Genomic DNA, 25,082 nt, shown 5'->3' on the forward strand with positions numbered 1-25,082 from the left:
ACGACCCGTAACAACCGTTCCACGACCTGAAATCGAAAAAACATCTTCGATCGGCATCAAAAATGGCTGATCAACAGGACGCTCAGGTGTGGGAATATAATTATCAACCTCACTCATTAAAAGACGAACCGCATCTTCTCCAATGCTTTTATCCTTGTCCTCAAGAGCAGCTAATGCAGAACCCTTAACAATTGGAACATCATCACCTGGAAAATCATATTTGGATAAAAGTTCCCGAACCTCAAGCTCCACAAGATCCAAAAGTTCTGTATCATCAACCTGATCAACTTTATTAAGAAAAACGACAATCGCAGGAACACCAACCTGGCGGGCAAGCAAAATATGCTCACGTGTTTGAGGCATGGGACCATCAGCCGCTGAAACAACCAGAATAGCACCATCCATCTGCGCCGCTCCAGTGATCATGTTTTTCACATAATCGGCGTGTCCTGGGCAGTCAACGTGGGCATAGTGACGTTTTTCCGTTTCATACTCAACGTGAGCCGTGGAAATGGTAATACCACGTGCGCGCTCTTCCGGTGCTGCATCAATTTGATCATATGCTTTAAACTCACCAAAAAATTTCGTAATTGCTGCTGTCAACGAAGTCTTCCCATGATCAACGTGACCAATCGTACCTATATTAACATGCGGTTTTGTACGTTCAAATTTGCTCTTCGCCATTTGAGCTCTCCATTTTCCGTCCAAGCCAAGGACTAAGTTAAAAGTTAATTTACCAACCTGAAATTACGCGTATTTCTTTTGAATCTCCAAAGCAACAGCCGAAGGAACAGGCTCATAGTGATCAAACTGCATTGTATACTGCGCACGCCCTTGACTCATAGAGCGAAGGGTATTTACATAACCAAACATATTCGCCAATGGAACCATTGCATTGACAACCGTTGCAATACCACGCGCCTCAGTTCCTGAAATCTGTCCTCGACGAGAATTAAGGTCACCAATAACATCACCAACATAATCATCTGGCGTAACAACTTCCACCTTCATGATCGGTTCAAGAAGCTGTGCACCAGCTTTTTTTGCTCCATCACGAAAAGCTGCACGAGCAGCAATTTCAAAAGCTAACACAGAAGAATCGACATCATGATAACCACCATCAATGAGCGTTGCTTTTACACCAAGCATAGGAAATCCTGCAAGAGGCCCTGACCCCATAACACTTTCAATCCCCTTTTGGACACCTGGAATATATTCTTTAGGAACAGCACCACCAACAATCTTCGACTCAAAAATAAAATCATCACCTTCGTGAGGCTCAAAAACAATTTTTACACGAGCAAATTGACCAGCACCACCCGATTGTTTCTTGTGGGTGTAATCAATTTCCGCCGTTTTAGTAATTGACTCACGATAAGCAACCTGAGGCTGCCCAACATTTGCCTCAACCTTAAATTCACGCCGCATACGATCAACAATAATATCAAGATGAAGCTCGCCCATTCCCGCTATAATAGTCTGACCCGATTCCTCATCCGACTTAACACGAAATGAAGGATCTTCCGCTGCCAAACGATTAAGAGCAATACCCATTTTTTCCTGATCTGCTTTTGTTTTCGGTTCAATTGCAATCTCAATAACAGGTTCTGGAAATTCCATACGCTCCAAAATAACAGGCTTTAAAGGATCACAAAGCGTGTCACCTGTTGTTGTCTCCTTAAGACCAGCAAGCGCTACAATATCACCAGCAAAGGCTTCTTCAATATCCTCACGAGAATTTGAATGCATTTGAAGCATCCGCCCTAAACGCTCCTTCTTCTTCTTCACCGTATTCTCAAGAGAAATACCTTTATGAACTTTACCGGAGTAAATACGACAGAAAGTCAACGAACCAACAAAAGGATCATTCATAATTTTAAAAGCAAGCATAGACAACGGAGCATCATCAGAAGATTCGCGTGTCGTCTCAGCTTCAGTCTTCACATCAACACCCTTAATCGCCGGAATATCAACCGGAGAAGGAAGATAAGAAACGACAGCATCCAAAAGCGGCTGCACACCCTTGTTTTTAAAAGCCGTACCACAAAGAACAGGATGAAACTGAACCTCTACGGTTCCCTTACGAATGAGAGAAACAAGCTGCTCGTTGGTTGGCATAACACCTTCCAAATAAGCCTCCATAGCAGACTCATCAACTTCCACAGCCATCTCAATGAGTTTCTCGCGATACTCCTCAGCCTTTTCTTTTAAATCAGAAGGAATTTCACTTATTACCGCTGAGGCACCAATAGAACCATCCCATTTTAAAGCCTTCATCTCAACAAGATCAACAACACCTTCAAAATCGTTTTCAGCACCAATTGGCAACTGCAAAACAAGCGCTTTAGCCCCCAAACGAGAACCAACCATTTCCACACTACGATAGAAATCAGCACCTATTTTATCCATCTTATTAACAAAAACCATGCGAGGGACACGGTATTTCTCAGCCTGCCGCCAAACAGTTTCTGTCTGAGGCTCAACACCAGCATTAGCATCTAACAACGCTATAGCCCCATCAAGAACGCGCAAAGAGCGTTCAACCTCAATTGTAAAATCAACGTGCCCTGGTGTATCAATAATATTGAATCGACGCTTCCGACCGTCACGCCCTTCCCAAAAAGTTGTTGTTGCAGCAGATGTAATCGTAATACCGCGCTCTTGCTCCTGTTCCATCCAATCCATCGTAGAAGCACCATCATGCGTCTCACCGATTTTATGATTCTTACCCGTATAGAACAGAATACGTTCAGTCATCGTAGTCTTACCGGCATCAATATGCGCCATAATACCGAAATTACGATAATCTTCAATTTTATATTCGCGAGCCATTATATTTGCCTTAGTTTAAAACTTCTACCAGCGATAATGCGAGAATGCACGGTTAGCCTCAGCCATACGATGAACATCCTCACGCTTCTTCACGGCAGAACCGCGATTATTAGCTGCATCCATCAATTCACCAGATAGACGCTCAATCATTGTTGTCTCATTCCGCCCACGTGCCGCCGAAATCAACCAACGAATAGCAAGAGCCTGACGACGATCAGGACGAACATCAATCGGAACTTGATAAGTAGCACCACCAACACGACGTGAACGAACCTCAATATGAGGAGCAACATTCTCTAAAGCCCGATGAAAGAGATCCACTGGATCTGTTTTTACTTTTTTCTCAACAGAATCAAGCGCACCATAAACAATACGCTCTGCAACTGACTTTTTACCATCAAACATAATGGCATTCATAAATTTTGTAATGACCAAATCACCAAACTTAGGATCTGGATTAATTTCACGCTTTTCTGCTCTATGACGACGGGACATCGGCTTTGTCTCTCAATATTATTTTGGACGCTTTGCGCCATATTTTGAACGACGCTGTTTACGATTTTTGACACCTTGTGTATCAAGCAAACCACGAATAATGTGATAACGAACCCCCGGCAAATCTTTCACACGACCGCCACGGATCATCACAACAGAGTGCTCTTGAAGATTATGTCCCTCTCCAGGAATATAACCAATCACTTCAAATCCATTCGTCAAGCGAATTTTAGCAACTTTACGAAGAGCAGAATTAGGCTTCTTCGGCGTTGTTGTATAAACACGTGTACAAACACCACGCTTCTGTGGATTCGACTGCAAAGCAGGAACCTTATTACGTTTAACTGGCGCTACACGCGGCTTGCGAATCAACTGGTTTACGGTAGGCATGCAACCTTCCTCTTTTCAATCTATATTCGTCTCACCCAATTGGGCTTTTTCTATTTTTATCTCATCCACTCCAATAAAACTGGCATAGATGACTGACTCTAAACGCAAAATCGGGCACACCTGCAAAAAAACAGTTTACCCGACCACAAGCAGAGAAGGCAATAGCCTTTTGCACTAGCATTTGCTTTTAATCTTTTTAACACCCGTTTGAATGATCCTCTGGTATCATATCCAAAACAACTGATCACTTCCACATCGGTTATATTTGTGTCTAATAGCGAGAACACAGACATTCGTCAAGAACTAATACAGCAGAAAGTTTTCAAAAATCAAAATAAATTAAATTTAAAAACTTTAAATTTGCTTTTATCGGGACTCTTGATAAATCAATCAACCACTGTAATATCATCCTATAAACAAAAAAAGCAACGATGTGACTACAGTAAAACATTAATGCAGCAAATTAAATTGCATATTTGATATCTAATGATGAACACTATGAAAATAGCAACGTGGAATATTGCCGGAATAAAAGCACGACATGAAACATTATGTCAATGGCTACAGCAAAGTCAGCCAGATATAGTCTGTCTACAGGAAATTAAAAGCATTGATGAAAGTTTTCCACGTGATGCAATTGAAAATCTAGGTTACCATATAGAAACACACGGACAAAAAAGTTTTAATGGCGTTGCAATTCTTTCTAAAAAAACACCAGATGAAGTGATCCGTCGATTACCAGGCAACGATAATGATGAACAAGCACGCTACATTGAAGCCGTTTATTCAACCAACAAAGGTGTTGTACGTATTGCATCTCTCTATTTGCCAAATGGAAACCCTATTGAGAGTGAAAAATATTCCTATAAGATAGAATGGATGGAAAGATTATATGCCCACACAAAGTCATTGCTTGCATATGAAGAGCCTCTTGTTCTAGCCGGCGATTACAATGTCATCCCTACCCCATTAGATGCAAAAAAACCTCAAGAATGGAATCAAGATGCCTTGTTTCTTCAAAAAACAAGAAAAGCATTCCAACGTATCCTTTATTTAGGTCTCTACGATGCTATCCGGAATGTCACCGATACACCCTCCTTCAGTTTTTGGGATTTCCAAGCTGGAGCATGGACTAAAAATAATGGGATTCGCATTGACCATTTACTCTTATCACCAGAAGCAGTTGATCACCTTATTTGCGCTCATAGTCAAACAGAAGTAAGGGGGTATCCAAAACCATCCGACCATGTTCCTGTTTGGATTCATCTTAATATCAATTAGGAAAGTATAACCCTCATCTTATAAGACAACAAAAAAATTCCACTTAGGAGAATAACTATGCTACACCGTACAAACAGTATATCTTAAGTAAGTAAAATAAAAAATAAATGAATGGAGGACATAAATGAAGAAATCATTGTTAATGTTTATTGCAGCAGCAGCCATCGGGCTCACAAGTGTCGCGTATGCTGAAAATGATACGCTTGAAAAAATAAGACAAACAGGAGAAATCACTTTAGGCGTCCGTGAATCATCTGGTTTAGCCTACGCCCTTGGTAATAATAAATATGTAGGTTTTCATACAGAAATGGCAGAACGTATCATTGATGATCTCTCAAAAAAGATTGGTAAACCGATTAAAATTCATTATCTTCCTATTACTTCTCAAAATAGAATTCCTCTCTTAAAAAACAAGACCTATGATTTTGAGTGCGGATCAACAACAAATGATATTGCCCGCAGTAAAGAAGCAGCATTTGCGTATACGACATACGTTGAAGAGGTTCGAATTGCTGTAAAGAAAAATTCTAATATTAAATCTCTTGATGATTTAAATGGCAAAACAGTTGCAACGACCACCGGTACAACATCTGTTCAACTTATTCGTAAAAATAAACGTGCAAAAAATATTCACTTTAAGGTCGTCAAAGGAAAAGATCACGGAGATAGTTTCTTATTACTCGAATCTGGTCGTGCCGATGCATTTGTTATGGATGCCTCAATTCTTGCTGGACATATTGCAAAATCAAAAAATCCATCTGATTATGTCATTCTTGACACCGTACTTTCAGTCGAACCCATCGCCTGCATGCTTAGATTACATGACAAAAACTTTGAACAAGCCATTAACGATAGTATCCTACGTCAGATTAAAGATGAATCACTTGAAAAGCTTTATAATAAATGGTTTATGAAACCGATTCCGCCTGCTAATACTGTTATGAACCTTCCCTTATCACAACAAACAAGATATGCTTGGGATCACCCAAACAATAAGCCACGGGAAAGCTACACAGAAAAAGATTTATAGAATTTGAAAAGGAGAACCACACTCTTTAAAAATTGAGTGTGGTTTATATTTTAGTTCACTTTTTAATAAATTCTGCCTATGTAGATGCACTTGATTTACTGTCATATTTATGAATGACTCATTTGAGGGAATATCAATTGATGGACTTTTCTTTTCTTTGTAGAGATGACCTTACTCAAACACTGGTGACAGGATGCCTGGGCACTCCCGGCGTAAGTCATACCTATTTAGACACACTTCTTGATGGCTTTAAAAATACGATTATATTGTCCATCACTTCACTTATATTAGCTATATTTTGTGGTGTTATTATAGGAACACTGCGCACTTTACCCAAAACGTTCATCATCAATTGTGTATTTCGCACCCTTGGTGCTATTTGGGTAGAAATTATGCGTAACATTCCCCTTCTTGTGCAGGTGTTTTTATGGTATTTTGTTGTTCCCAAGATTTATCCACCAGCAATGAAATTTTCCCCCATTCTCTTAATAACATGCGCGTTGGGATTCTTTACATCGGCACGTATCGCAGAACAGGTTCGTTCAGGTATTGAAGCGATTCCTTCAGGACAACGCTACGCTGCTATGGCAATGGGGTTTACAACTTATCAAAGTTATCGCTACATCATATTACCGCGCGCTATCCGTGCAATTATGCCGCCGCTTACTTCAGAAGCAATGGGCATTGTGAAAAATTCGTCTATAGCATTCGCCGTTTCAATAAATGAGCTTATGCAATTTCAATACCAAGCAATTGAAGAGATAAGCCATGTTTACGAAAACTATTTGCTTGTTACAATCCTTTATATTCTTATCGCCTTATTAGTATTCATTGTGATGACAGTCATTGAACAAATGCTCAAAATTCCTAATTTTCAAACAAAGGGAAATTGAATATGATAAATTTCATAAGCTCTCAGTTTGGACTTTATTTCCCTTTCAATTTTTCTGACTTTGATTTTTCCTTTTTTACCTTTGATGTATTTTGTTCTTACATTTTATCAGGTTTGCTCTTTAGCGTTTTTCTAACGCTTTTTGCAACAGTATTGGGATTTGTTTTCGGCACGCTTTTAGCAATGATGCGCCTTTCTTCCATAAAAATTCTTTCTTGGTTTGCAATCGTTTACATAACAGCTATGCGTTCAATACCACTTGTGATGGTTATCTTATGGTTTTTCGTGCTTCTACCTTTTTTAACAGGGACATCTATCGGTGCCAATAAATCAGCACTTATTACCTTTACCGCATTTGAAACGGCTTACTTTGCTGAAATTATGCGTGCTGGTATCAATTCAATTCCGCAAGGGCAAAAATATGCGGGGCAAGCTCTTGGGATGACATACTGGCAAAGTATGTATATTATCATTCTTCCTCAAGCCTTTAGAGATATGCTTCCAGTCTTTTTAACACAAGTTATTATCCTTTTTCAGGATACAACCCTTGTTTATGCAATCAGCGGTCATAGCCTTTTGAATGGATTTGATATTGCTGCTAATAATTTTGGTGTAAAACAAGAAGCTTATATCTTAGCGGCTATTTTCTATTTTATTATCTGTTTTACACTATCACAAATCGTTTTATATTTACAAAAAAAAGTATCTATTATTCGCTAACGGGGAAAAAAATGTCCACTCATATGATCGAAATAAAAAATGTTTCTAATTGGTATGGCGAAGTTCAAGTCCTTAAGAGTTGTACAACCAATATTAATAAAGGAGAAGTTGTTGTCATTTGTGGACCATCAGGATCTGGAAAGTCAACACTCATTAAAACTATTAACGCTCTCGTCCCTTTTCAAAAAGGTGAAATTTGGATTAATGGAATACCAGTTCATTCAAAACAAACGAATCTGCCTAAGTTGCGGAGTCAAGTGGGAATGGTATTTCAACACTTCGAGCTTTTTCCCCATTTATCTATCACCGAAAATTTGACAATTGCACAAATAAAAGTCCTAAAACGAAGCAAAAAAGAAGCACTTGAACGTGGTTTGTTGTATCTTGAACGCGTTGGACTCATTGAACATAAAGATAAATATCCTGGTCAACTTTCTGGAGGACAACAACAGCGTGTTGCTATTGCACGTGCCTTAACTATGGATCCACTTGTTATGCTTTTTGATGAACCAACCTCTGCTCTAGATCCTGAAATGGTAGGTGAAGTGCTCGATGTCATGATCAGTTTAGCAGAAGAAGGTATGACGATGATTTGTGTAACCCATGAAATGGGATTTGCACGAAAAGTCTCGGAGCGTATTATTTTCATAGATCAAGGAGCAATTCTTGAAGACTGTTCATCTAAAGAGTTCTTTTCTCATCCGCATGCGAGAACACCAAGAACGCAAGAATTTTTGTCTAAAATCCTAAGTCATTAGCCATTATATCATCGCAAAAAACTATCTCTACTGTAAATTTGAACACAAGAAAGTAGAGTTTAATAACAAATGAGAGAATGTAAAAAAATATTACAATCAGGTCGTTAAAAGTTCTTATTTTTTAGAATATCAGCAACCAGTGAAATTGCTGTACGTCTCTCGAATTCATTACAAATAGAAAAAGCCTGCTCTTGTAAAGGACGAATCCAATTTTTGTCTTTTACGTTAGCTTTTTCGTAGGCTGCAGTTAACATTGCCGTACCGCGAATGATTTTTCCTTCTTGAAGCAGTATATTTCCAAGCATCGCTTGGGCGGAAGGATTTCCTTTTTTTGCTGAAAGTTGAAACCATCGCGCTGCTTGTATAAGATTTTTCTCCCTTCCCTCTCCCTTTAAAAATATTTTTCCTAAATAATACTGAGCTTTAGGGTTTCCATAGTTCACCGCAGCCTGCATATAAAGACGAGCGGCATAAGAAGGATTCGGTTTCACAGGTGATTGAGGAATGCCTTTTTTTATATATCCAGCAAGATTAACCAATGCATCAGAAACAAAACTTTCATCCTCTGAGCCAAGATCAGCACCTTTTTTAATGATATATGCAAAAAAATGATAGGCCTTGTAATCATCTCTCGGGACACCATCACCCTCTGCATAGATACGTCCAAGCTTCCAATTTGCACCAATATTTCCCATATTAGCTGCACAACGTAACGCTGCAAGTGACTGATTTATCTGTCCATTTTTATAAGCAGTCATACCACGTTTCAAAAAATAAAACGAACCATCATTGGCTCCCTGCAAGCTATTGCCATCTACTGTATAAGCTATTGAAAAAAATCCCCCTAAGGTCACAACAATCGTAGCTTTTTTCCATATCTGAAATCTCTTGACCATTTTCCCCCCTCTCAATGTTAATTGTCCTATCTGTTACAAATTTCTTTGTAGATCTGTAAACTCTTATCTTTTGTAAGAAATAGCAGAGATTTTAAAGTAAAATTTTAAAAAGAAAAGACAAATAAATGAAAACGATCAAAACTGTTCAATAAAATTAAGCGCTCATTTTTATATGCAACAAATTGATTTTTAAATACAAATTTTCATCCTATATTTTGTAACATATTCTTTAACATTATAAGATTGTGTTATTTTTAAATTTATATGAATGAGTAAAAATCATTCAATAAAATAACCTGCGCATTGAACATAATTTTGAAAAAGGAGGAAATTTAGTTTTTCAGTAGATTCTAACTGCTAAATACTTCCTATATTTAATAGATAACATATTGATGTATAAGTATGAATATTTATTTTTCATTTACCCCCAATAGAGGAGAATTTCTTCCATCTCTCCTATTGAAGCAATTAAAATCACTTACGAATAAGCGATGAGCGGGGTTTTCGGGTGAGCTTAAAAGAGGATTTAAAACGCCTCTAATAAATATACTCAAATATAAGCAGTGATCACAACATTGGAGGCTAAAAAATATAACGACCTTACCCGCTTGCAGCTTTCTAAGCTCTACAAATAAGACTTCCCCTAAATATTCACCGCGATATATAACAAAAATACCACATATGAAAATTTTATATGCTTTATTGCCCTGAATGATAGTGTTTTACAGTAACAAGTCAACGTATTGATTTATAATGATAGTTTTCTGTTTTTCTGATTGAACGAAGCCCTCGAATATCGTAAAATTTCCTTATTTCAGACCTGTTCCACGTTGAATCAATCAAAACCATCCACTTTCACGTTACAAGCAGAGAGAACCCCGTGTGGAGTAAAGGCTGTGTAAGAAAGGACTAAAAATACCTATTATGAATTGCCTTAAATACCAATGTCCGCGCAATATTAGGTGCTGATAAAGTGTGTAATGGCGCTGACTCGTTACTTAACAAGTGTAAAGATGGGGAGACACAATGGATTGACCATTATACTAATTCATAAGCGCCAGCGCGAAATGAGAGTTGAGTGCCTTAAGAGCTGCCCCTTTAATGATGAAGATAAAAACGCTGGCTCACCCATGGAGGTTTCATAACCGTGTTGAAGAAAGACGAACAAAAGAAAAAATTTTCTTTTTTTAATCGATATCAACTGTAATGCTGTAAAATCAGCCATCGTAAAAATAAGAAGTTAGAATCAACCCAACCGCTCTAAAGCGATAGATATCTTTTTTTGCGCAGAACGCAGTTCTACAACCCTATTTTGTTCACTTTCAACAATTTCTGCTTTTGCATTTGCTATAAATTTCGGATTATTCAACTTAAGCGATATTTTTTCAATATCTTGTTCAATTTTACGGACCTCCTTCTTCAAACGAACACGTTCAGCTTCCAAATCAATTAACTGTCCCAATGGCAAACAAAAAACAGCCTCTCCTAAAATCATTTGTGCCGATATTTCTGGAACTTTATCAGAGAAATGAATGACTTCAATACGTGCTAACTTTTTAAGAAGTGCATCATAACGCTGTAGACGCTCTCGCGTTATTTTCCCTCCTTCGACAACGACAAGAGGCGCTCGTGTAGCTGCTGGAACATTCATTTCAAAACGTACAGACCGGATCCCTGTGACCACATCAATAAGCCAATTAATATCAGCAGCAGCCTCTTCATCTATCAACGTTTCTTCTGGCCATTTTGTCAATGCAAGCAAATCCTCACGCTTGATCTCTTGCGTTTCTGTAAGAGACCACAACTCTTCTGTCATGTGAGGCATAAAGGGATGAAGAAGTTTATAAACTTCATCTAAAACCCAAGCAGTACAAGCTTGAGCCTCACTTTTAGCATCTTCATTTTCACCCTGAAAAAGTGGTTTGAGAAGCTCCAAATACCAATCACAGAATGTATTCCAAATGAAACGATAAAGTGTGGCTGCAGACTCATTAAACTTATAATGCTCAATACCGGCCGTCACTGCTGAAATCGTTTTAGAGAGCTCTGTTAAAATCCAACGATTAAGTGCCAGCTTTGCTTTTCCTGGCTTAAAAGTCGGATCATGCTTCACACCATTCATCTGTGCAAAGCGAGTAGCATTCCACAATTTTGTAGCAAAATTACGATAACCAGCAATGCGAGAAGTATCAAGTTTTACATCACGACCTTGCGCTGCCATAATAGCCAAAGTAAAACGAAGAGCATCAGCGCTATATTGATCAATAAGCTCTAAGGGATCAATAATATTTCCCTTTGATTTTGACATCTTTGCACCCTTTTGATCTCGCACAAGAGCGTGCACATAGACCGTTGGGAAAGGAACTTCACCCATAAAATGAAGTCCCATCATCATCATACGAGCAACCCAGAAAAAAATAATATCAAATCCTGTCACGGATAAAGATGTTGGATAAAAAGTAGATAATTCAGTTGTTTTATCTGGCCATCCTAATGTTGAGAAAGGCCAAAGAGCTGATGAAAACCAAGTATCTAAGACATCCGGATCACGGATTAATTCAACCACCTCACCATAATGAGCAAAAGCCGAAGCTAAAGCCTCTTTTTCACTTTTTTCAACAAAAACTGTTCCGTCAGGACCATACCAAGCAGGAATCTGATGTCCCCACCATAATTGGCGAGAAATACACCAAGGCTGAATATTTTGCATCCAATTGAAGTAAGTCTTTTTCCAGTTATCAGGAACAAACTGCATTTTTCCTTGTTGAACAGCTTCTATCGCTGGCTTTGCTAATTCAGCAGCATGAACATACCACTGATCTGTCAAAAAAGGTTCAATAGGCACACCACTGCGATCACCATGAGGAACCATGTGAGCATGATCATCAACAGAAGCTAGATACCCTTGTTCTTCCATCAAAGAAATAATCTTCTGGCGCGCAACAAAACGATCCGCTTTATCAAGATTTTCTACTAACATTTTTAATTCATCTGATAAAACCAAACCATCAAAAAACGCTTCATTTTCACAGAGATAGATCTCGGCTTTTGAAGTAAAAATATTGATTAAGCGTAAACCATTACGCTGCCCTACTTCAAAATCATTAAAGTCATGGGCTGGTGTGATTTTTACAGCACCACTTCCAGCTTCAGGATCAGCATGCGTATCACCAACAATCAACAACCGACGACCAACAAGGGGTAAAAGAGCATTTTTACCTATAAGATGTTTATAACGTTCATCTTCAGGATTAACAGCAATTCCTGTATCTCCAAGCATTGTTTCTGGTCGTGTTGTCGCCACTGTTATAAAAGTTGTTGCATCATTTGGGTCAAAAATTTTACCCTCAAGTGGATACCTAAAGTGCCACAAATGTCCTTGAACTTCTTTTTGCTCAACTTCAAGATCCGAAATAGCCGTCAACAATTTAGGATCCCAATTGACGAGACGCTTATCTCTATATATCAATCCTTGTTTATAAAGCGTAACAAAGACTTCACGGACAGCCTGCGACAAGCCCTCATCCATTGTAAACCGCTCGCGCGACCAATCACATGAAACGCCAAGGCGACGCAACTGGTTCGCAATAATGCCTCCCGTTTCATGACGCCATTCCCAAATACGCTCAATAAACTTTTCTCTCCCCATTTCTTGACGTGTTGGCTCTTGGCGTTCTGCAAGTTGACGCTCTACAACCATTTGTGTAGCAATCCCAGCATGATCCATACCAGGCTGCCACAACACATTTTTGCCACGCATCCGCTGAAATCTAACCATTATATCTTGAATGGTCGTATTGAGCGCATGCCCCATATGAAGTGAGCCTGTAACATTAGGAGGTGGAAGCATGACACAAAAAGGTTCTGCACCACTTTTAGAACCCGCTCCCATTTTAAAAGCCCCACGAGTCTCCCATTTCTTTGCAATTCGTTGCTCTATGGAAGCAGCATCATAGTTTTTTTCTAACATTCTATCCATCCATAACGCCGCTGAAAAACACAATAACAATATATAACCAAAACACGATCAGAATCCCGCAAACCTCATCTACTCATTCGAGAGACCGCAAAACCTCAAATAAACTTCTCAAAAATGAAAAATATGAAAATAATTAAGATGATTTTTTAATCGCCTTCACAATCTCTTCACGTAAAATATCTTCCAGCAAACCAGGCAATTTAGACTGCAGCCATTCTGCTATAGCTGGACGCAACACATCCTTTGCAATCTTTTCTGCGGAAGCAACGCAATATGCAGACAACTCCACAGGACCAGTTCCTCCAGCTTCTGACTGTGATTTCCTGCTCTCATCTTCATATTCTCTCACTTTATAAACAGAATTCCGTTCTTCAGAAGAAAACTTCATCTTTTGCACATCCACACCAACTGTATCATTTTCTACCTGTGCATTCTCTTTTTCTTGCGCATTCCTTCCCCCTTGATTTTCAGTAGAAAGCCCAATACGATCAGCTAAAGCCTTCATAGCATCATCAACCGATAGGGTTGTATCATAAACACCTTCTGACGCAGCTTCTGAGCGATCTTCTGAAGCATTTACTGTGATATCTTCATTTAAAAAGTGATCAGGTTGGACTGCATTTTCTTCGATTATCTCACGAATAGATGTCAAAATCTCATCCATACTTGGCTCACGTAACACGCTTGAACTCTGTACCATACTTTACAACCTCTCAAAGACGCAACAACAAATAGAATCATATTTTCAGTGTATGCAAAAGAATCATAAGATCAACATGACTCTCATGATATTTTCAAATATGCTTGTTACAAAGAGGGCGCTACGCACAACTTTCTGTACTTAAAAAGAACATCACCACTTTGTTTTTCAACATATCCAACAACTGATTAACTAATTTTGAAAAAACTAAAATGATTTGAGATCAAAGAGCTACTTTTATGCATTATCGAATATATTGAATTGTTTTTAAGCCTAGATAATTTGCAGTCAATTTACCAATAGAAGATTGAACGCTATAGCTTGCCACAACAGCATTACGCTCTGCCATTGCAAGCGCAATTTGAGCATTAATCAACTGAGTACGAGAATTTAAAACATCTAATGTTGTTGCTTGCCCTACACGATTTTCTTGAACACGACCTTTAAGAGCGATTTCAGCAGCACGCACACTTTCACGATAAGCAAGAACAGACGCGCGTGCACCTTCCAACTGAAACCAAGCAGAAGTAAGTGCTTGTCTCGTATTACTATGTGCCAAATCGAGTTGAAGTTGTGCCTGTCCAAACTGTTCCTTCGACTGACGAATCTGCGCAGACGCACGCCCCCCTTCAAAGATTGGAACACTCACGGACAATCCGATTGATTTAGAAACGCCATCCTCTCCCGCACCACTGTAAATTCGGTTATAAGATGCTGTTGCAGAAAAATCAACTTTAGGGAGCAATGCTCCTTCTTTGGCCTTTACATTGTAACCACTCGCATTGACTAAATATTGAGCATAAAGGATTGCTGGATGCATCACAACACTCATTTGGTAAGCCGTATCAAGGTTGATGGGAAGATCTGTAGCAACGGGAGGGCGTTTTAACTTTTCAGGATCAGAGCCAATAACTTGACGATATGCTGCTTCTGCTGCTTTTACATCAGCACGAGCAAGACTCAGCTCTGAAACGGCCACGGAACGTGCAGCTTGAGCTTGAGCAAGGTCAACACGCCCTCCCTCACCCACATCAAATTTTGCTTTATTGGAACGAACTTGCTCTTCAAGAGCTGCTAAATTTTCTCTCCGAAGATCAGCAACACGACGTGCCTGATAGACATTAGCATAAGCCGTCACGGTCTCCAGAAACGTATTTTGTTCAGCATTACGAAGATACTCACGTTGCGCCTGCAGCTTAACTTGAGCTGAAGAAAATATATTTTGCGTGATAAAACCGTCAAACAATCTTTGATTTAATCTGATACCGATAGATCCAGAAGTGACATAAGGACCTGTAAAAGATTTACTCCGCCCATAACTCCCAATCCCTTCAACTTGTGGTAATAACCCTGATCGCGCAATGACAACGTCATCACTGGCTATACGAACAGCCGCCCGTTCACTATTTAACTTAGCATTGTGTTGATAAGCTTTAGAAAAAGCATCCATCAATGTTTCAGCACAAACAGCCCCTGATAAGAAAAGACTCAACACCAGCAAAAAGCACGCCTGAAACCTCTTGTTTATTTTAAACGCAACATACACAATAACAAACCCTAAATGAATAATAGAATTATCTTCTATTGATAAAACGAACAAACACTAAAATACAAAATCAGCTTTTTTTAAAAAACAAGAAAGAGGCTTTACAGCAAGATTAAAAGCACGACGTGCTGAAATGATTCCATCTTCTTTGATGTAGATTCGTGCTACAGCTGCATTTCCATACCCTTCAACGACAACAAGACGTCCACTATCCTTCATTTGATCAAAGATGCCTTGTGGAATAAAATCAACAGATCCCTCAATAAAAATCACATCATAAGGTCCCTCAACGGCATATCCCTCTTCTAATGGACCATGAATAACAACCACATTATCACATTGATTACGCTCTAAAGCGTCAAGAGCGTGTTCAAAAAGAGACTTATTACTTTCCAACGCAATCACAGACCCCGCAAGCTTTGAAAGCAAGGCAGCACAATAACCGCTATTCGCACCAATATCTAAAACAACATCTGATGATTTTACAGCAGCAAGCTGTAATAATTTTGCAAGAGATGCAGGCTTCATCAAATAGCGTGCAGAAACCTCATCTTGCACTGGAGATAAAACAATATCGGTATCAAGATAGCTTAGTGTTTTCATATCTTCCGATACAAAATCTTCACGAGATATCGTTAAAAAAGCTTCAAGCACTGATAAATCCGTTACATCGACTGTACGAATTTGATTGTCAACCATTTTGCGACGAAGCTCAGCAAAATCTGCAACCATAACGACTATTTTCTCCTAACCTACAAAAAACAAACAAAATAGCAACAATGAAGGACTAAGATCTCTTAAACTATGGGTGTTACAAACAATACGACAGTCAGCAACTCAATTCTAACAGTACAGTCTCTCACACAAAATCGTCTTTACAAGCGTTAGAGGGGAATAATTTCTTTTCTTACACCTCCCCTAAAAGCCGTTTTGTTTAAAATCGGCTGGAGGCCTCGCCCGGAATCGAACCGGGATACAAGGATTTGCAGTCCTCTGCGTAACCATTCCGCCACAAGGCCTCATCAACAAATATAAAGGTTTCAATAAGGGAAGGTAAAGCATCCGTCAAGGTGTAGAAACCTTCTCTTGCCTTTTTTCTTCTTATTATTATATTTTTTTTAAAAAAAGTAATTTTATCCTTTGCAAATCAGTATTGCTTTGCTATAGCCTCTTCAGCTAAGTTATTGAGCACCGTTCCCCGGTAGCTCAGCGGTAGAGCAACCGGCTGTTAACCGGTTGGTCGCTGGTTCGAATCCGGCCCGGGGAGCCACTTCTTTTTTTATTGAGCATAACTTATTAATTTTAAATATCTTTTTTAAGGTACGGGGTGTGTAGATAAAAGTACGGGAATAGGGTTTTCTAATATTCTTCTACAAAGCGCCTCTTTTTTTGCCAACTTTCTCAAGAAGGTCTTTTAATTCTGCTACATCTTGTTGTGAAAAATTCTCTAAGTTTCTAACGAACATGCCAATAATTTCACAACGAAATGGGTCTGAAGATTTGATTGTAAAACTCTTGCGACATGCATAGGCTTCTTTTCTTAAGAGAGAAGCCTTCTCTTGATCTAAACCGTACAGCTCTATAATCTTGTCTTCCATACCAATGGGTACGGATTTTTTGCCAATCTCAACTGAAGATAAAAATGCTACAGATATACCTAATTTATCAGCCATATCTAAGAGTCGTTCAAAATGATCGACGCGAATTTTGCGTAAAATTTTACCAAAAGATGTAAGCATCTAGAAAGTCCTGTTAGAAGAAGAAATATTTCCTCTGATTCTAACAAATCTTTTTCAAACTTTCCTCAATTATTGCTAATGCGAATCAGAATTTTTTTGAGAATTCACTATCAATTTCTTACTTAAATAAATCTGAATGCGTACCTGTCCTATCAAAATGGACTCGCTCTTCATCAACTATATAAATTAATAACCAATCTGCCTCTATATGAAGATCTCGACGAGGCTTCCAATTGCCTTGTAATGCGTGATCATTTAAAATAGCAGGCAATTGCTGCTTATGAATTAGAAGTTGCATAACTTCTGTAAGCTTTCGCATATCTTTCCCACGTTTTTTTGCCCGTTTTACATCTCTTTTAAACTTTCCTGAATAACTCACTGAACGCATAATTAGATGTCCAGTTGCTTCATCAAATCAGCAATATTTTTAGCATAAAAAACATCTTCATTTCTGTCGGTTTTATGAAAAGTTTCAAGCGTTTCCTTATTAGGTATTTTATTATTTTCAACGTAAATACGAATAAGATCACGTAAAATTTGAGATGCTGGACGGTGTTTTCTTTCAGCTATAGCCATAAATGCGTTTTTTAGATTTATATCTACTTTAGCTGCTATAAGTTCACTTTTTATACTCATAATATTTCCTCTTTAAAATTTTAATGATTATACATTGTATAACATAGTTAAACATAGTTTAACTTATAATTAATATCAATCTCTTTTTTACAGAAGAAATATCTAACTTTTCGTCATCCATTTTTTAAAGTGTGAGAAGCTATTCTCTAGCGCGTCTATAAAACGAAAGAAATCGATAACAAACATAAAGACAAAGAAGGCAATCCACTTCATGATGCGTGACATCATCTTTAAGCCTTGGTAGGTTTCTATCATCTCATGAAGAAGCCGTTGTTCTGTCTCTGAGAGTTCTTGTTTCTTCTTATTTCCCTTGCTACTCATTTTGCCAACCACATAAGCGTGCTCCCTGTTGATTATGTTTCAATATATCTCTTGCTAGGTTGGAACTGATGGTATTGACATCTTGCTTGTCTAAATAAATGGGCAACCAACCAACACAAGAAACTGTCCTATTTGCCCCGCATCCAACGAGACAAAGCAGAGCGCACACCAGCATCAGTTTTTTGATTAACTTCATTTTCCACCTCAAAACGGGTTGTTGCTGTCTTTAAAGCGCGCTCTGTTTGCTTTTGCTGCTCGCTTTTCTTGCCAAGATGAAAGGCTTTGGCTAATGCCATTAAAAAAACGGCTAAAGCCGCTAACAGAAGAGACAGATTTCTTTTGAACCCAAAAATCATAAGCGCTGTTCCCGAAAACGCTTGGCGACAATCACCAGACCTGTACAAGCGGCTAAAACCATAATCCCTGCTAAAGCCCACTGAATCGGTCCATTGCCGACCAATAATCCTCCAAATCCTGAACAAGACCCTATAATCGGCGCAAGTGCTTCTACCTTGAAAAGACCTCTCGCCTCTTTCGTTTCCACTCGTTGATAGTTTGAAGAAATATAAGACCCCTTTGCCCACAAACCAGCTTCTGCTGCTCGACGATTGGCTAAACCTTGAAGAGTCTTCCCACCAACCTTATTCCATTTCTGTAACTCTGTTGGAACCGCTTCATAATCCCCTTGATTAAGTTTTTTCAAAAGGCTCGACTTACAAAAGGCTGTTGTTCCTACATTATAACAAAACGACACCAATGCCGCGAATTGGCAATCTGTTAATGAAACCGTCACCGCCTCCTCGACGGTTTTCTCAAATTGCTTTAAGTCCTCACAAAGGATTTCTTCTGCTCGCTCTTTCGTAATACGCATACCTTTTTTGACAAGCCGGTTACCAGCATTGCTGGTGTGACCATAACCAATGGTCCAGATACATGCCGTATCTTTATACGCTTCTAAACGTAATCCTTCCCATTGTTTGATAAGCTCTAAACCTTCTTGGCATATCTTTCTCATTTCGTCCTCCATAAAAAAAGCCCCACATCAGTGGGGCTGAATAAAATGATCTTCTAACCAGTCTAGCGTTAATATGATAAATAAAGTGGATCACTACATCCACGGGCGCCTATTTTTTCATCTTCATCATAACGAGAATGCGCAAAATTCCGCGCAAATTCACCATTACTAGCATCACCAGACCAATCGCCTCCTCCCAACATAACATTTACGTCTACACGTAAACTGCTTACTTGTTCCCCTGTATGCCATTTAGTCACTGGATAACAACCAGACAAAAATTGCCACACATAACCGCAACCATCCTCACAACCAATATGCGAAATCATACGATGATTTTCTGTATCAACGTGTCCTCCAGACGTTTTGGGAGAAGGCGCTTGATTGCCTATAATACTGGTTCCAGAATTGATGCCATACATACAAGACACAAACTCATCACTCGTCAAAAATCTCTTATTAACAGACGAAAAATCCACGAGATGGTCAGAATAGCTACGATTGGTTGTAATCGGAACACCATAAGCAGACTTCGTATTTTCATCTGTCCCTGATTGAAGATAAATATCAACCCAAATATTATGCCACGGATTGTAAACCATTCCCTCTGGATCACTTCTGGGACGGTGATTTAAACTCCAAACAGAATCAGGGAGAATATCCCCCGCTTGATAACCCGATAACGGATGATCTTCAATCTCACCAACATCTGCACAAAGCGTATGAAAGCCACCGATTTTTTCAGAATTATGCTCTGTATAGCCATCAGGAGCCGTCGGATTTTGCGAAATCTCAAAGGATAGCTCATTCGTCTGATCTTTTAAGATGAGATATATATAATAATCCTTTCCTGCTTCAAAATCTTTGTCAAAAGTCATCCTTCCACGCCCTGGAACGCGGTAAAAGAGGTACCTACCCCCATTTTCACCACCATGATAAAAGCGAAAACATGCCCCGTCATTGATCACAAGACCTTTTCTATTTTCCGGATTAGCTTCCAGAATTTTGTGGGGCTGCGCAAAATGTACACTCTCTAAAAAATAAGTAGAAAGAGAATTTACACTACCTTGAAGAGAAGAAATACTATCACTGTTACTCTCTGCCTTCTCTTGCACTTGTGTCAATGCATTTTTCGCTTCTTCCGCAGCTGTCTTCGCAAGACTTGCCTCTTGTTTGGCTGCTTCTGATAAATTTTTAGAGCTAGAGGCGGTTTGGCTTGCTTGTTCACTCGTGGATTTTGCTTCAGTCGCAACTGTCTCTAAACTGTCCGCTTTAGATTTCGCATCATTAGCTTCTTTTAGCGCTTGCTCTACTTTCTCTGTTACACTATCTGCTGCACTTTTCGCAGATTCCGCCAAACCCTTCGCTTCTGAAGCTGTTTGCAAGGCTTGTTCCACTCCTGTTTGCGCCGATTCGGCAACTATCTTAACAGTTGCAACAGATGCCTTGACTTCAGCACAAGCATTCTTGGATTGTTCTGAAAGAGCTTTTGCCTCTTCTGACCTGCTTACCGCTGTCTCTGATTGTGATTTGGCATCTTTCGACGCTGTCAATGCATCAGCGGCTGTCTGTTTAGCTTCTTCTGCTGTCTGCTTGGCGTCTTTTAAATCCGTTAATGCTTTCTCTACTGCCGTTTGTACTTGAGACGTTGTTTTTGTAAGTTCTGTAATAGAAGATGTCGCCCGTTCCGATAAACCTTTTGCTTCTTCGGCAATATCCTTCGCATCAGCGGCTGTCTGTTTAGCTCCATCTGCCTTCATACTTGCTTGTGTCGCTACTGTCTTAACTTCATGACATGTTGCTACCGCTTTTGCGGCTACTTGCGTCGTCTCTGTTGCTGTTTGAGAGGCATCTCTCGCTGTTTGTTCTGCACGGGTTGCAATGGTCTTCGATTCATCAGCTAACCTCTTGGCTTCGGTCGAGATATTAACGGCATTCTCACTTACCTGCTTAACCTCTTCAAAACTTTGCAATGCCGTAGCCAATGAACCTTTCGTACTATTGATTTCTCCTGAGGCTATATCGACTGCTGCTTTTGTCTCTTCTGCCATTTGCTTGGCGGCTTCAGAGGCACTCTTGGCTTCTTCTGCTAAGCCCTTGGCTGTATCCGCTGTATCTTTCGCAAGACTAGCCGTTGTCGTAGCTGCTGTAACCGCTTCACCCGTTTTCGTCACCTCTGTAAGCGCTTGCTCCGACACCCTCTTCGATTCTTCGGCAACCTGTTGCGCACCATTCGCACGCACCATGGCTTTTTCCGACTCTTGTCTTGCATTAACAACCTGTTCTAACGGCGCAAAGGTTTCATACGAATACAAAGAGGCCGTCCCTAAAATCTTCGGAACAACAACACTACTTTGCGAAGTGCCTTCTCTAATTTCCTCTTGTGTTGCTACCGGTATCAAATACTCATGACTATGATCAGGTATCTTCATCTGCTTTCTTCCTCCATTAACTTAAAATGAACACTCTTTCAAGTCTTCAAACTCTTCGCTTAAGACTTCTAAGCGCTTCTCTAAATCTTTTAACGAACCATCAAGCTCGGCTTTCAAAGCTGTTTTCAGTAAATCAAAAACACCATGAAGCGGCGCGTGAACAAAATGATCCCCCGAATACAAAACAACCCGTACTTGAGACGGGTCGCTAAGCTCTGATATGGCAAACGGTTTTAATGACATTTCAACTCCTCATGTCTTGATCCCATAAACGATACTCACATTAACGGGGCGCGTCTCAACGCCACCAACACTCTCTCCCATGAGATGATGCTCATGATGCGCTCGGTCATAGATGCCCTCTTTGATCGGCGTCGAATAATATAAAAAGCTTGCAAAAGGACTCCTGATAAACCAAGGCAAACGAGGCGGTTTATCTTTTTCTGTGAACCAAAAGGGAGCCTCTACCTGTGGACTTCCTGCTATCCGTTCAAATTCTTGATGACACCTTTCCCAAGCATCCCCGTCTAAGCCTAAACACTCTTCATCTATAAATCTTTTTCGCCTTCTCAAGGGCGCTTCAGTAGAAGAAACATCCCGTCTTTTTCGAGAAGAATGATCATTTGGAAATGCTGGACCGATAAAATGTTCATGTGCTTTCAAAGAGCAGCCTTGTTGACTTGCAAAAGAACGCCAAGGGTCTAAATTGCGTTCATAATCCATACCCCTTAAAAACATCCCTCGAAAATCAGGAACATTAAACGTCGTAGCACCATCCCCTTCACCCCACGTCGTTCCTATCGCATCAAACAAGGCTCTATACGTTCTTCGCGAATAAGCACGCCCATCACACAACAACCAACCATCCGGCAAGCGTTCCATGGCAAAAGGACCGATTAAACCAGACGGTAAACGTTTTAAGAAAGAAACTTTTCCCCTTGTGGGATTGAGTATTTGCCAACCGGTTATATCTTCATCGTAAATAACTCTATAAAGACAGCCATCTTGGATTTCGCCTCCCGTTAAAGCTAATAAACCAGTATCTGTTGCCTTATAAACGGGCTTGCCGGTTAAATTATTCAAAGCAATCGTGGTTGCCCCTACATTCTTACCCTTTGCTTTAAAACAAAGCGATATCCCATTCTTATACGCTAAAAATTGAGAGGGACTTTGAAGACGTATCGCACTCGTCTTTTGTTTATCATCAACAGTAACAATGCCTTCAATCACACCACCCGTATCCAATAAATACTCACGCACACGCTGCATCATAAAACGCGCACTGTTATTAACTGTGTTCGGATGTTGTCCTTCTGACCAATTAATCAGATTATCCGCACCACCATTCTCGGAGGCGCTTAAAGACCAATCATAAATCGTCGACATCTTGAACCTCACGTCTTGATCGCAAACACAACACTCATATTAATCGGACGTGTCTCACTGACACCGGAACTTGCCAACGCAACATCACGCATATGAAGGTGTGTATGAGGAAAAGCTAGCGAATGACGAACCCGTATATCCTCTGCTCTCACCCCCAAACGTTCGGCTAGCTTTAACCTTTGCTGGTCATTAAGTGTATAACCCCAGATGATCGTCATATCACCATACCAACTATCTTCCTCATTTTCATCATTAAAAATCGTAACGGTGTGACCCCCATGTTCATGCTTTCTCATGCTATCAGTCTGGAAAGTCCCCAAATAACGAAAACGGTCTATATCGCGGTCATCATCAACGCCACGCAAAAAAACACCACGCAAATCGGGAACATTAAAATGGGTAACACTATCACTGCCCCCCCACCTGATCCATATCGCTTTGTAAAGAGCACTATACTCACTGCGCAAATAAGCCTTACCATCACACAACAACCAGCCCTCCGGCAAAACTTGCATCCCAAAAATCCCTATCGTCCCTGTTGGATAAACGGGGATAATCGGCTCTGGTGGTAAAGAAACCGGCGTGGGATTTAAGACATGCCAAGCATCTGCCCTATAGACCAAGTGATAAATGCAACCCTTTTGAAATTCCCCTCCCGATAAAGGACTGATGCCTAATTCCGTCGCCTTGTAAACGGGCTTGGCGGATAAATCATTCAAAGCAATCGTGGTCGCCCCTACATTCTTGCTCTTCGCTTTAAAACAAAGCGATATCCCATTCTTATATTTCAAAAAACGCGATTGGCTTTGAAGTCTTATCAACGTTGTCTGCTGTTCAGCATCAACCGTAAACGTGCTTTCAATCACACCACTCGTATCCGATAAATACTCACGCACACGCTGCATCATCCCACGCGCACTATTATTCAAACTACTAGGGCGCTGTCCATCTGACCAATTAATCAAATCATCACAATACGCATTCTCAGAGGCTCTCAAAGACCAATCATAAATCGTTGACATCTTAAACCTCATGTCTTAATCGCAAACAAGACAGAAACATTCACGGGGCGCGTCTCTCCTTCCCCAGTGCTTTCCAAAATAACTTCTTGATTCTCATCAAAAGTATAGGGGGTTGAAACGTGACTCTTTAAATTCTCATGCTCTATACCCATAAAATTTGCTAGAGCCCCCCCTCCAAACAAGCCTAGACGATAACCCAATACCTCCGTCGTATTCCCATCCCAAAAGTTTTCGTTGCTGGTAAAATGCGGTATCGAAAGAGTTTGACCTTCATGTTGGTGAGACTGGATTAAATCTGTCTGAATACTTCCAAATCGACGATTGGGGTCTCGATGACTGCCACCATCAACACCCCGTAAAAACATCCCTCGTAAATCGGGTACATTAAATGTCGTAACGCCATCTCCTTCTCCCCAAACCGTTCCTATCGTCTCAAATAAATCACCATAATCACGACGCAAATAAGCCTTCCCATCGCAGATTAACCAATCTTTGGGAACATCACGCATACCAAACGTGCCTATAAATCCAGTAGGATAAAGACTGCTTTCTTCTTCTGAAGGGAGTGGTGTAGGATTAACAAGATGCCAACTATCTCCACTAAACACCAATGTATAAATACACCCTTCTTGGATTTCTCCTCCAATTAAAGGACTAACTCCTAATTCTGTTGCTTTATAAACCGGCTTGGTGGCTAAATCATTCAAGACAATCGTTGTCGCCCCAACATTCCTGCCCGTCGCCATAAAGCGCAAAACAATCCCATTCTTATACTCTAAAAATTGCGATTGGCTTTGAAGACGTATCGTGCTTGTTTGTTGAACATGATCATTGGTAACAACACCTTCAAGCGCACCACCCGTATCCGATAAGTATTCCTTTACGCGTTGCATCATCACACGGGCGCTCTTGTTTACACTGCTAGGATGCTGCCCTTCTGACCAATCAATCAAATCATCCGCGCGCGTATTATCCGCCGCTCTAAGCGACCAATCATAAATCGTCGACATCT

At 40.0% G+C, this 25,082-nt stretch carries 25 protein-coding genes and 2 tRNA genes; 6 read left to right on the top strand and 21 right to left on the bottom strand.

Annotated elements, in window-relative coordinates:
• The 4 genes from B5V81_RS03480 to rpsL all read right to left on the bottom strand — a co-directional run.
• On the bottom strand, positions 1–684 hold a 684-nt coding region (locus B5V81_RS03480), incomplete at its 3' end, for a GTP-binding protein (RefSeq protein ID WP_212112144.1).
• A 63-nt stretch (positions 685–747) separates the two neighbouring features.
• Entirely contained in the window at positions 748–2,832 is a 2,085-nt protein-coding gene (gene fusA / locus B5V81_RS03485; RefSeq protein WP_212112145.1) for an elongation factor G, read from the bottom strand.
• A gap of 24 nt (positions 2,833–2,856) precedes the next feature.
• The gene (gene rpsG, locus B5V81_RS03490) at positions 2,857–3,327 is read right to left on the bottom strand and encodes a 30S ribosomal protein S7 (protein WP_005773264.1); all 471 of its coding nucleotides are present in this window, start codon (positions 3,325–3,327) and stop codon (positions 2,857–2,859) included.
• A gap of 18 nt (positions 3,328–3,345) precedes the next feature.
• Positions 3,346–3,717: a 30S ribosomal protein S12 gene (gene rpsL / locus B5V81_RS03495; RefSeq protein WP_005773262.1), complete on the bottom strand. Its 372-nt coding sequence runs from the start codon at positions 3,715–3,717 to the stop codon at positions 3,346–3,348.
• A gap of 498 nt (positions 3,718–4,215) precedes the next feature.
• Between rpsL and xth the strand changes: the two genes are divergently transcribed.
• The 5 genes from xth (at position 4,216) to B5V81_RS03520 (ending at position 8,398) form a co-directional block, all read left to right on the top strand.
• On the top strand, positions 4,216–4,998 hold the full coding sequence (xth, locus tag B5V81_RS03500; protein WP_212112146.1) for an exodeoxyribonuclease III: 783 nt from the start codon (positions 4,216–4,218) through the stop codon (positions 4,996–4,998).
• Between the two features lie 124 nt (positions 4,999–5,122).
• Complete coding sequence (locus tag B5V81_RS03505) at positions 5,123–6,028, top strand: transporter substrate-binding domain-containing protein (RefSeq protein WP_212112147.1); 906 nt, start codon at positions 5,123–5,125, stop codon at positions 6,026–6,028.
• Positions 6,029–6,168: 140 nt separating this feature from the next.
• Complete coding sequence (locus B5V81_RS03510) at positions 6,169–6,921, top strand: amino acid ABC transporter permease (protein WP_212112148.1); 753 nt, start codon at positions 6,169–6,171, stop codon at positions 6,919–6,921.
• A 2-nt stretch (positions 6,922–6,923) separates the two neighbouring features.
• Positions 6,924–7,640 carry an amino acid ABC transporter permease gene (locus B5V81_RS03515; RefSeq protein ID WP_212112149.1) on the top strand — a complete coding sequence of 239 codons (717 nt, stop codon included), beginning with the start codon at positions 6,924–6,926 and terminating at the stop codon, positions 7,638–7,640.
• An 11-nt stretch (positions 7,641–7,651) separates the two neighbouring features.
• Entirely contained in the window at positions 7,652–8,398 is a 747-nt protein-coding gene (locus B5V81_RS03520; protein WP_212112150.1) for an amino acid ABC transporter ATP-binding protein, read from the top strand.
• A 104-nt stretch (positions 8,399–8,502) separates the two neighbouring features.
• Here the strand turns inward: B5V81_RS03520 and B5V81_RS03525 are convergent, their stop codons facing one another.
• The 6 genes from B5V81_RS03525 to B5V81_RS03550 form a co-directional block, all read right to left on the bottom strand.
• Positions 8,503–9,294 (bottom strand): tetratricopeptide repeat protein, encoded by a 792-nt coding sequence (locus B5V81_RS03525; RefSeq protein ID WP_212112151.1) that lies wholly within the window; start codon positions 9,292–9,294, stop codon positions 8,503–8,505.
• A 1,246-nt stretch (positions 9,295–10,540) separates the two neighbouring features.
• Complete coding sequence (locus B5V81_RS03530; protein ID WP_212112275.1) at positions 10,541–13,264, bottom strand: valine--tRNA ligase; 2,724 nt, start codon at positions 13,262–13,264, stop codon at positions 10,541–10,543.
• A 142-nt stretch (positions 13,265–13,406) separates the two neighbouring features.
• The gene (locus B5V81_RS03535) at positions 13,407–13,973 is read right to left on the bottom strand and encodes a DUF2497 domain-containing protein (RefSeq protein ID WP_212112152.1); all 567 of its coding nucleotides are present in this window, start codon (positions 13,971–13,973) and stop codon (positions 13,407–13,409) included.
• Positions 13,974–14,217: 244 nt separating this feature from the next.
• A complete protein-coding gene (locus tag B5V81_RS03540; protein WP_212112276.1) occupies positions 14,218–15,543 on the bottom strand; it encodes a TolC family outer membrane protein in 1,326 nt (441 codons plus the stop codon).
• Positions 15,544–15,576: 33 nt separating this feature from the next.
• Positions 15,577–16,251 (bottom strand): protein-L-isoaspartate O-methyltransferase family protein, encoded by a 675-nt coding sequence (locus B5V81_RS03545; RefSeq protein WP_212112153.1) that lies wholly within the window; start codon positions 16,249–16,251, stop codon positions 15,577–15,579.
• Positions 16,252–16,464: 213 nt separating this feature from the next.
• Positions 16,465–16,538, bottom strand: a tRNA-Cys gene (locus B5V81_RS03550).
• A 176-nt stretch (positions 16,539–16,714) separates the two neighbouring features.
• On the opposite strand from B5V81_RS03550, the gene B5V81_RS03555 reads away from it, so the two are divergent.
• Positions 16,715–16,789: transfer RNA gene (locus B5V81_RS03555), tRNA-Asn, on the top strand.
• 100 nt (positions 16,790–16,889) lie between these two features.
• Here the strand turns inward: B5V81_RS03555 and B5V81_RS03560 are convergent.
• From B5V81_RS03560 to bgtC (B5V81_RS03610), 11 genes are all read right to left on the bottom strand, one after another.
• Entirely contained in the window at positions 16,890–17,258 is a 369-nt protein-coding gene (locus B5V81_RS03560; protein WP_212112154.1) for a helix-turn-helix domain-containing protein, read from the bottom strand.
• 118 nt (positions 17,259–17,376) lie between these two features.
• Positions 17,377–17,646: a type II toxin-antitoxin system RelE/ParE family toxin gene (locus B5V81_RS03565; RefSeq protein ID WP_005773399.1), complete on the bottom strand. Its 270-nt coding sequence runs from the start codon at positions 17,644–17,646 to the stop codon at positions 17,377–17,379.
• Between the two features lie 2 nt (positions 17,647–17,648).
• Complete coding sequence (locus B5V81_RS03570; RefSeq protein WP_120101653.1) at positions 17,649–17,894, bottom strand: ribbon-helix-helix domain-containing protein; 246 nt, start codon at positions 17,892–17,894, stop codon at positions 17,649–17,651.
• Positions 17,895–17,996: 102 nt separating this feature from the next.
• The gene (locus B5V81_RS03575; RefSeq protein WP_212112155.1) at positions 17,997–18,227 is read right to left on the bottom strand and encodes a hypothetical protein; all 231 of its coding nucleotides are present in this window, start codon (positions 18,225–18,227) and stop codon (positions 17,997–17,999) included.
• A 116-nt stretch (positions 18,228–18,343) separates the two neighbouring features.
• Positions 18,344–18,571 (bottom strand): hypothetical protein, encoded by a 228-nt coding sequence (locus B5V81_RS03580; protein WP_120100703.1) that lies wholly within the window; start codon positions 18,569–18,571, stop codon positions 18,344–18,346.
• Positions 18,568–19,230, bottom strand: a complete 663-nt coding sequence (bgtA, locus tag B5V81_RS03585; RefSeq protein ID WP_212112156.1) for a gene transfer agent endolysin BgtA — start codon at positions 19,228–19,230, stop codon at positions 18,568–18,570. Before bgtA ends, B5V81_RS03580 begins: the two co-directional genes overlap by 4 nt.
• A gap of 68 nt (positions 19,231–19,298) precedes the next feature.
• Positions 19,299–21,662 (bottom strand): phage major tropism determinant, encoded by a 2,364-nt coding sequence (locus tag B5V81_RS03590; protein ID WP_212112157.1) that lies wholly within the window; start codon positions 21,660–21,662, stop codon positions 19,299–19,301.
• Between the two features lie 21 nt (positions 21,663–21,683).
• Positions 21,684–21,905, bottom strand: coding sequence for a hypothetical protein (locus B5V81_RS03595; RefSeq protein ID WP_212112158.1), 222 nt, complete (start codon positions 21,903–21,905; stop codon positions 21,684–21,686).
• A 9-nt stretch (positions 21,906–21,914) separates the two neighbouring features.
• Complete coding sequence (bgtC, locus tag B5V81_RS03600; protein WP_212112159.1) at positions 21,915–23,048, bottom strand: gene transfer agent tail collar protein BgtC; 1,134 nt, start codon at positions 23,046–23,048, stop codon at positions 21,915–21,917.
• Positions 23,049–23,056: 8 nt separating this feature from the next.
• Positions 23,057–24,070: a gene transfer agent tail collar protein BgtC gene (bgtC, locus tag B5V81_RS03605; protein ID WP_212112160.1), complete on the bottom strand. Its 1,014-nt coding sequence runs from the start codon at positions 24,068–24,070 to the stop codon at positions 23,057–23,059.
• An 8-nt stretch (positions 24,071–24,078) separates the two neighbouring features.
• A complete protein-coding gene (gene bgtC / locus B5V81_RS03610; RefSeq protein WP_212112161.1) occupies positions 24,079–25,080 on the bottom strand; it encodes a gene transfer agent tail collar protein BgtC in 1,002 nt (333 codons plus the stop codon).
• Positions 25,081–25,082: the final 2 nt, after the last annotated feature.

Source organism: Bartonella queenslandensis, assembly GCF_018155095.1.
GTDB classification, from domain to species: Bacteria; Pseudomonadota; Alphaproteobacteria; order Rhizobiales; family Rhizobiaceae; genus Bartonella; species Bartonella queenslandensis_B.

Excerpts from the sequence above, each read along its gene's own strand:
- bgtA (WP_212112156.1), bottom strand. The coding sequence starts at position 19,230 with ATGAGAAAGATATGCCAAGAAGGTTTAGAGCTTATCAAACAATGGGAA.
- B5V81_RS03530 (WP_212112275.1), bottom strand. The coding sequence starts at position 13,264 with ATGTTAGAAAAAAACTATGATGCTGCTTCCATAGAGCAACGAATTGCA.
- bgtC (WP_212112159.1), bottom strand. The coding sequence starts at position 23,048 with ATGTCGACGATTTATGATTGGTCTTTAAGCGCCTCCGAGAATGGTGGT.
- B5V81_RS03520 (WP_212112150.1), top strand. The coding sequence starts at position 7,652 with ATGTCCACTCATATGATCGAAATAAAAAATGTTTCTAATTGGTATGGC.
- rpsG (WP_005773264.1), bottom strand. The coding sequence starts at position 3,327 with ATGTCCCGTCGTCATAGAGCAGAAAAGCGTGAAATTAATCCAGATCCT.
- B5V81_RS03515 (WP_212112149.1), top strand. The coding sequence starts at position 6,924 with ATGATAAATTTCATAAGCTCTCAGTTTGGACTTTATTTCCCTTTCAAT.
- B5V81_RS03525 (WP_212112151.1), bottom strand. The coding sequence starts at position 9,294 with ATGGTCAAGAGATTTCAGATATGGAAAAAAGCTACGATTGTTGTGACC.
- bgtC (WP_212112161.1), bottom strand. The coding sequence starts at position 25,080 with ATGTCGACGATTTATGATTGGTCGCTTAGAGCGGCGGATAATACGCGC.
- B5V81_RS03545 (WP_212112153.1), bottom strand. The coding sequence starts at position 16,251 with ATGGTTGCAGATTTTGCTGAGCTTCGTCGCAAAATGGTTGACAATCAA.
- B5V81_RS03535 (WP_212112152.1), bottom strand. The coding sequence starts at position 13,973 with ATGGTACAGAGTTCAAGCGTGTTACGTGAGCCAAGTATGGATGAGATT.
- fusA (WP_212112145.1), bottom strand. The coding sequence starts at position 2,832 with ATGGCTCGCGAATATAAAATTGAAGATTATCGTAATTTCGGTATTATG.
- bgtC (WP_212112160.1), bottom strand. The coding sequence starts at position 24,070 with ATGTCAACGATTTATGATTGGTCTTTGAGAGCCTCTGAGAATGCGTAT.
- B5V81_RS03505 (WP_212112147.1), top strand. The coding sequence starts at position 5,123 with ATGAAGAAATCATTGTTAATGTTTATTGCAGCAGCAGCCATCGGGCTC.
- B5V81_RS03560 (WP_212112154.1), bottom strand. The coding sequence starts at position 17,258 with ATGCTTACATCTTTTGGTAAAATTTTACGCAAAATTCGCGTCGATCAT.
- B5V81_RS03580 (WP_120100703.1), bottom strand. The coding sequence starts at position 18,571 with ATGATTTTTGGGTTCAAAAGAAATCTGTCTCTTCTGTTAGCGGCTTTA.
- rpsL (WP_005773262.1), bottom strand. The coding sequence starts at position 3,717 with ATGCCTACCGTAAACCAGTTGATTCGCAAGCCGCGTGTAGCGCCAGTT.
- B5V81_RS03590 (WP_212112157.1), bottom strand. The coding sequence starts at position 21,662 with ATGAAGATACCTGATCATAGTCATGAGTATTTGATACCGGTAGCAACA.
- xth (WP_212112146.1), top strand. The coding sequence starts at position 4,216 with ATGAAAATAGCAACGTGGAATATTGCCGGAATAAAAGCACGACATGAA.
- B5V81_RS03570 (WP_120101653.1), bottom strand. The coding sequence starts at position 17,894 with ATGAGTATAAAAAGTGAACTTATAGCAGCTAAAGTAGATATAAATCTA.
- B5V81_RS03510 (WP_212112148.1), top strand. The coding sequence starts at position 6,169 with ATGGACTTTTCTTTTCTTTGTAGAGATGACCTTACTCAAACACTGGTG.
- B5V81_RS03595 (WP_212112158.1), bottom strand. The coding sequence starts at position 21,905 with ATGTCATTAAAACCGTTTGCCATATCAGAGCTTAGCGACCCGTCTCAA.
- B5V81_RS03565 (WP_005773399.1), bottom strand. The coding sequence starts at position 17,646 with ATGCGTTCAGTGAGTTATTCAGGAAAGTTTAAAAGAGATGTAAAACGG.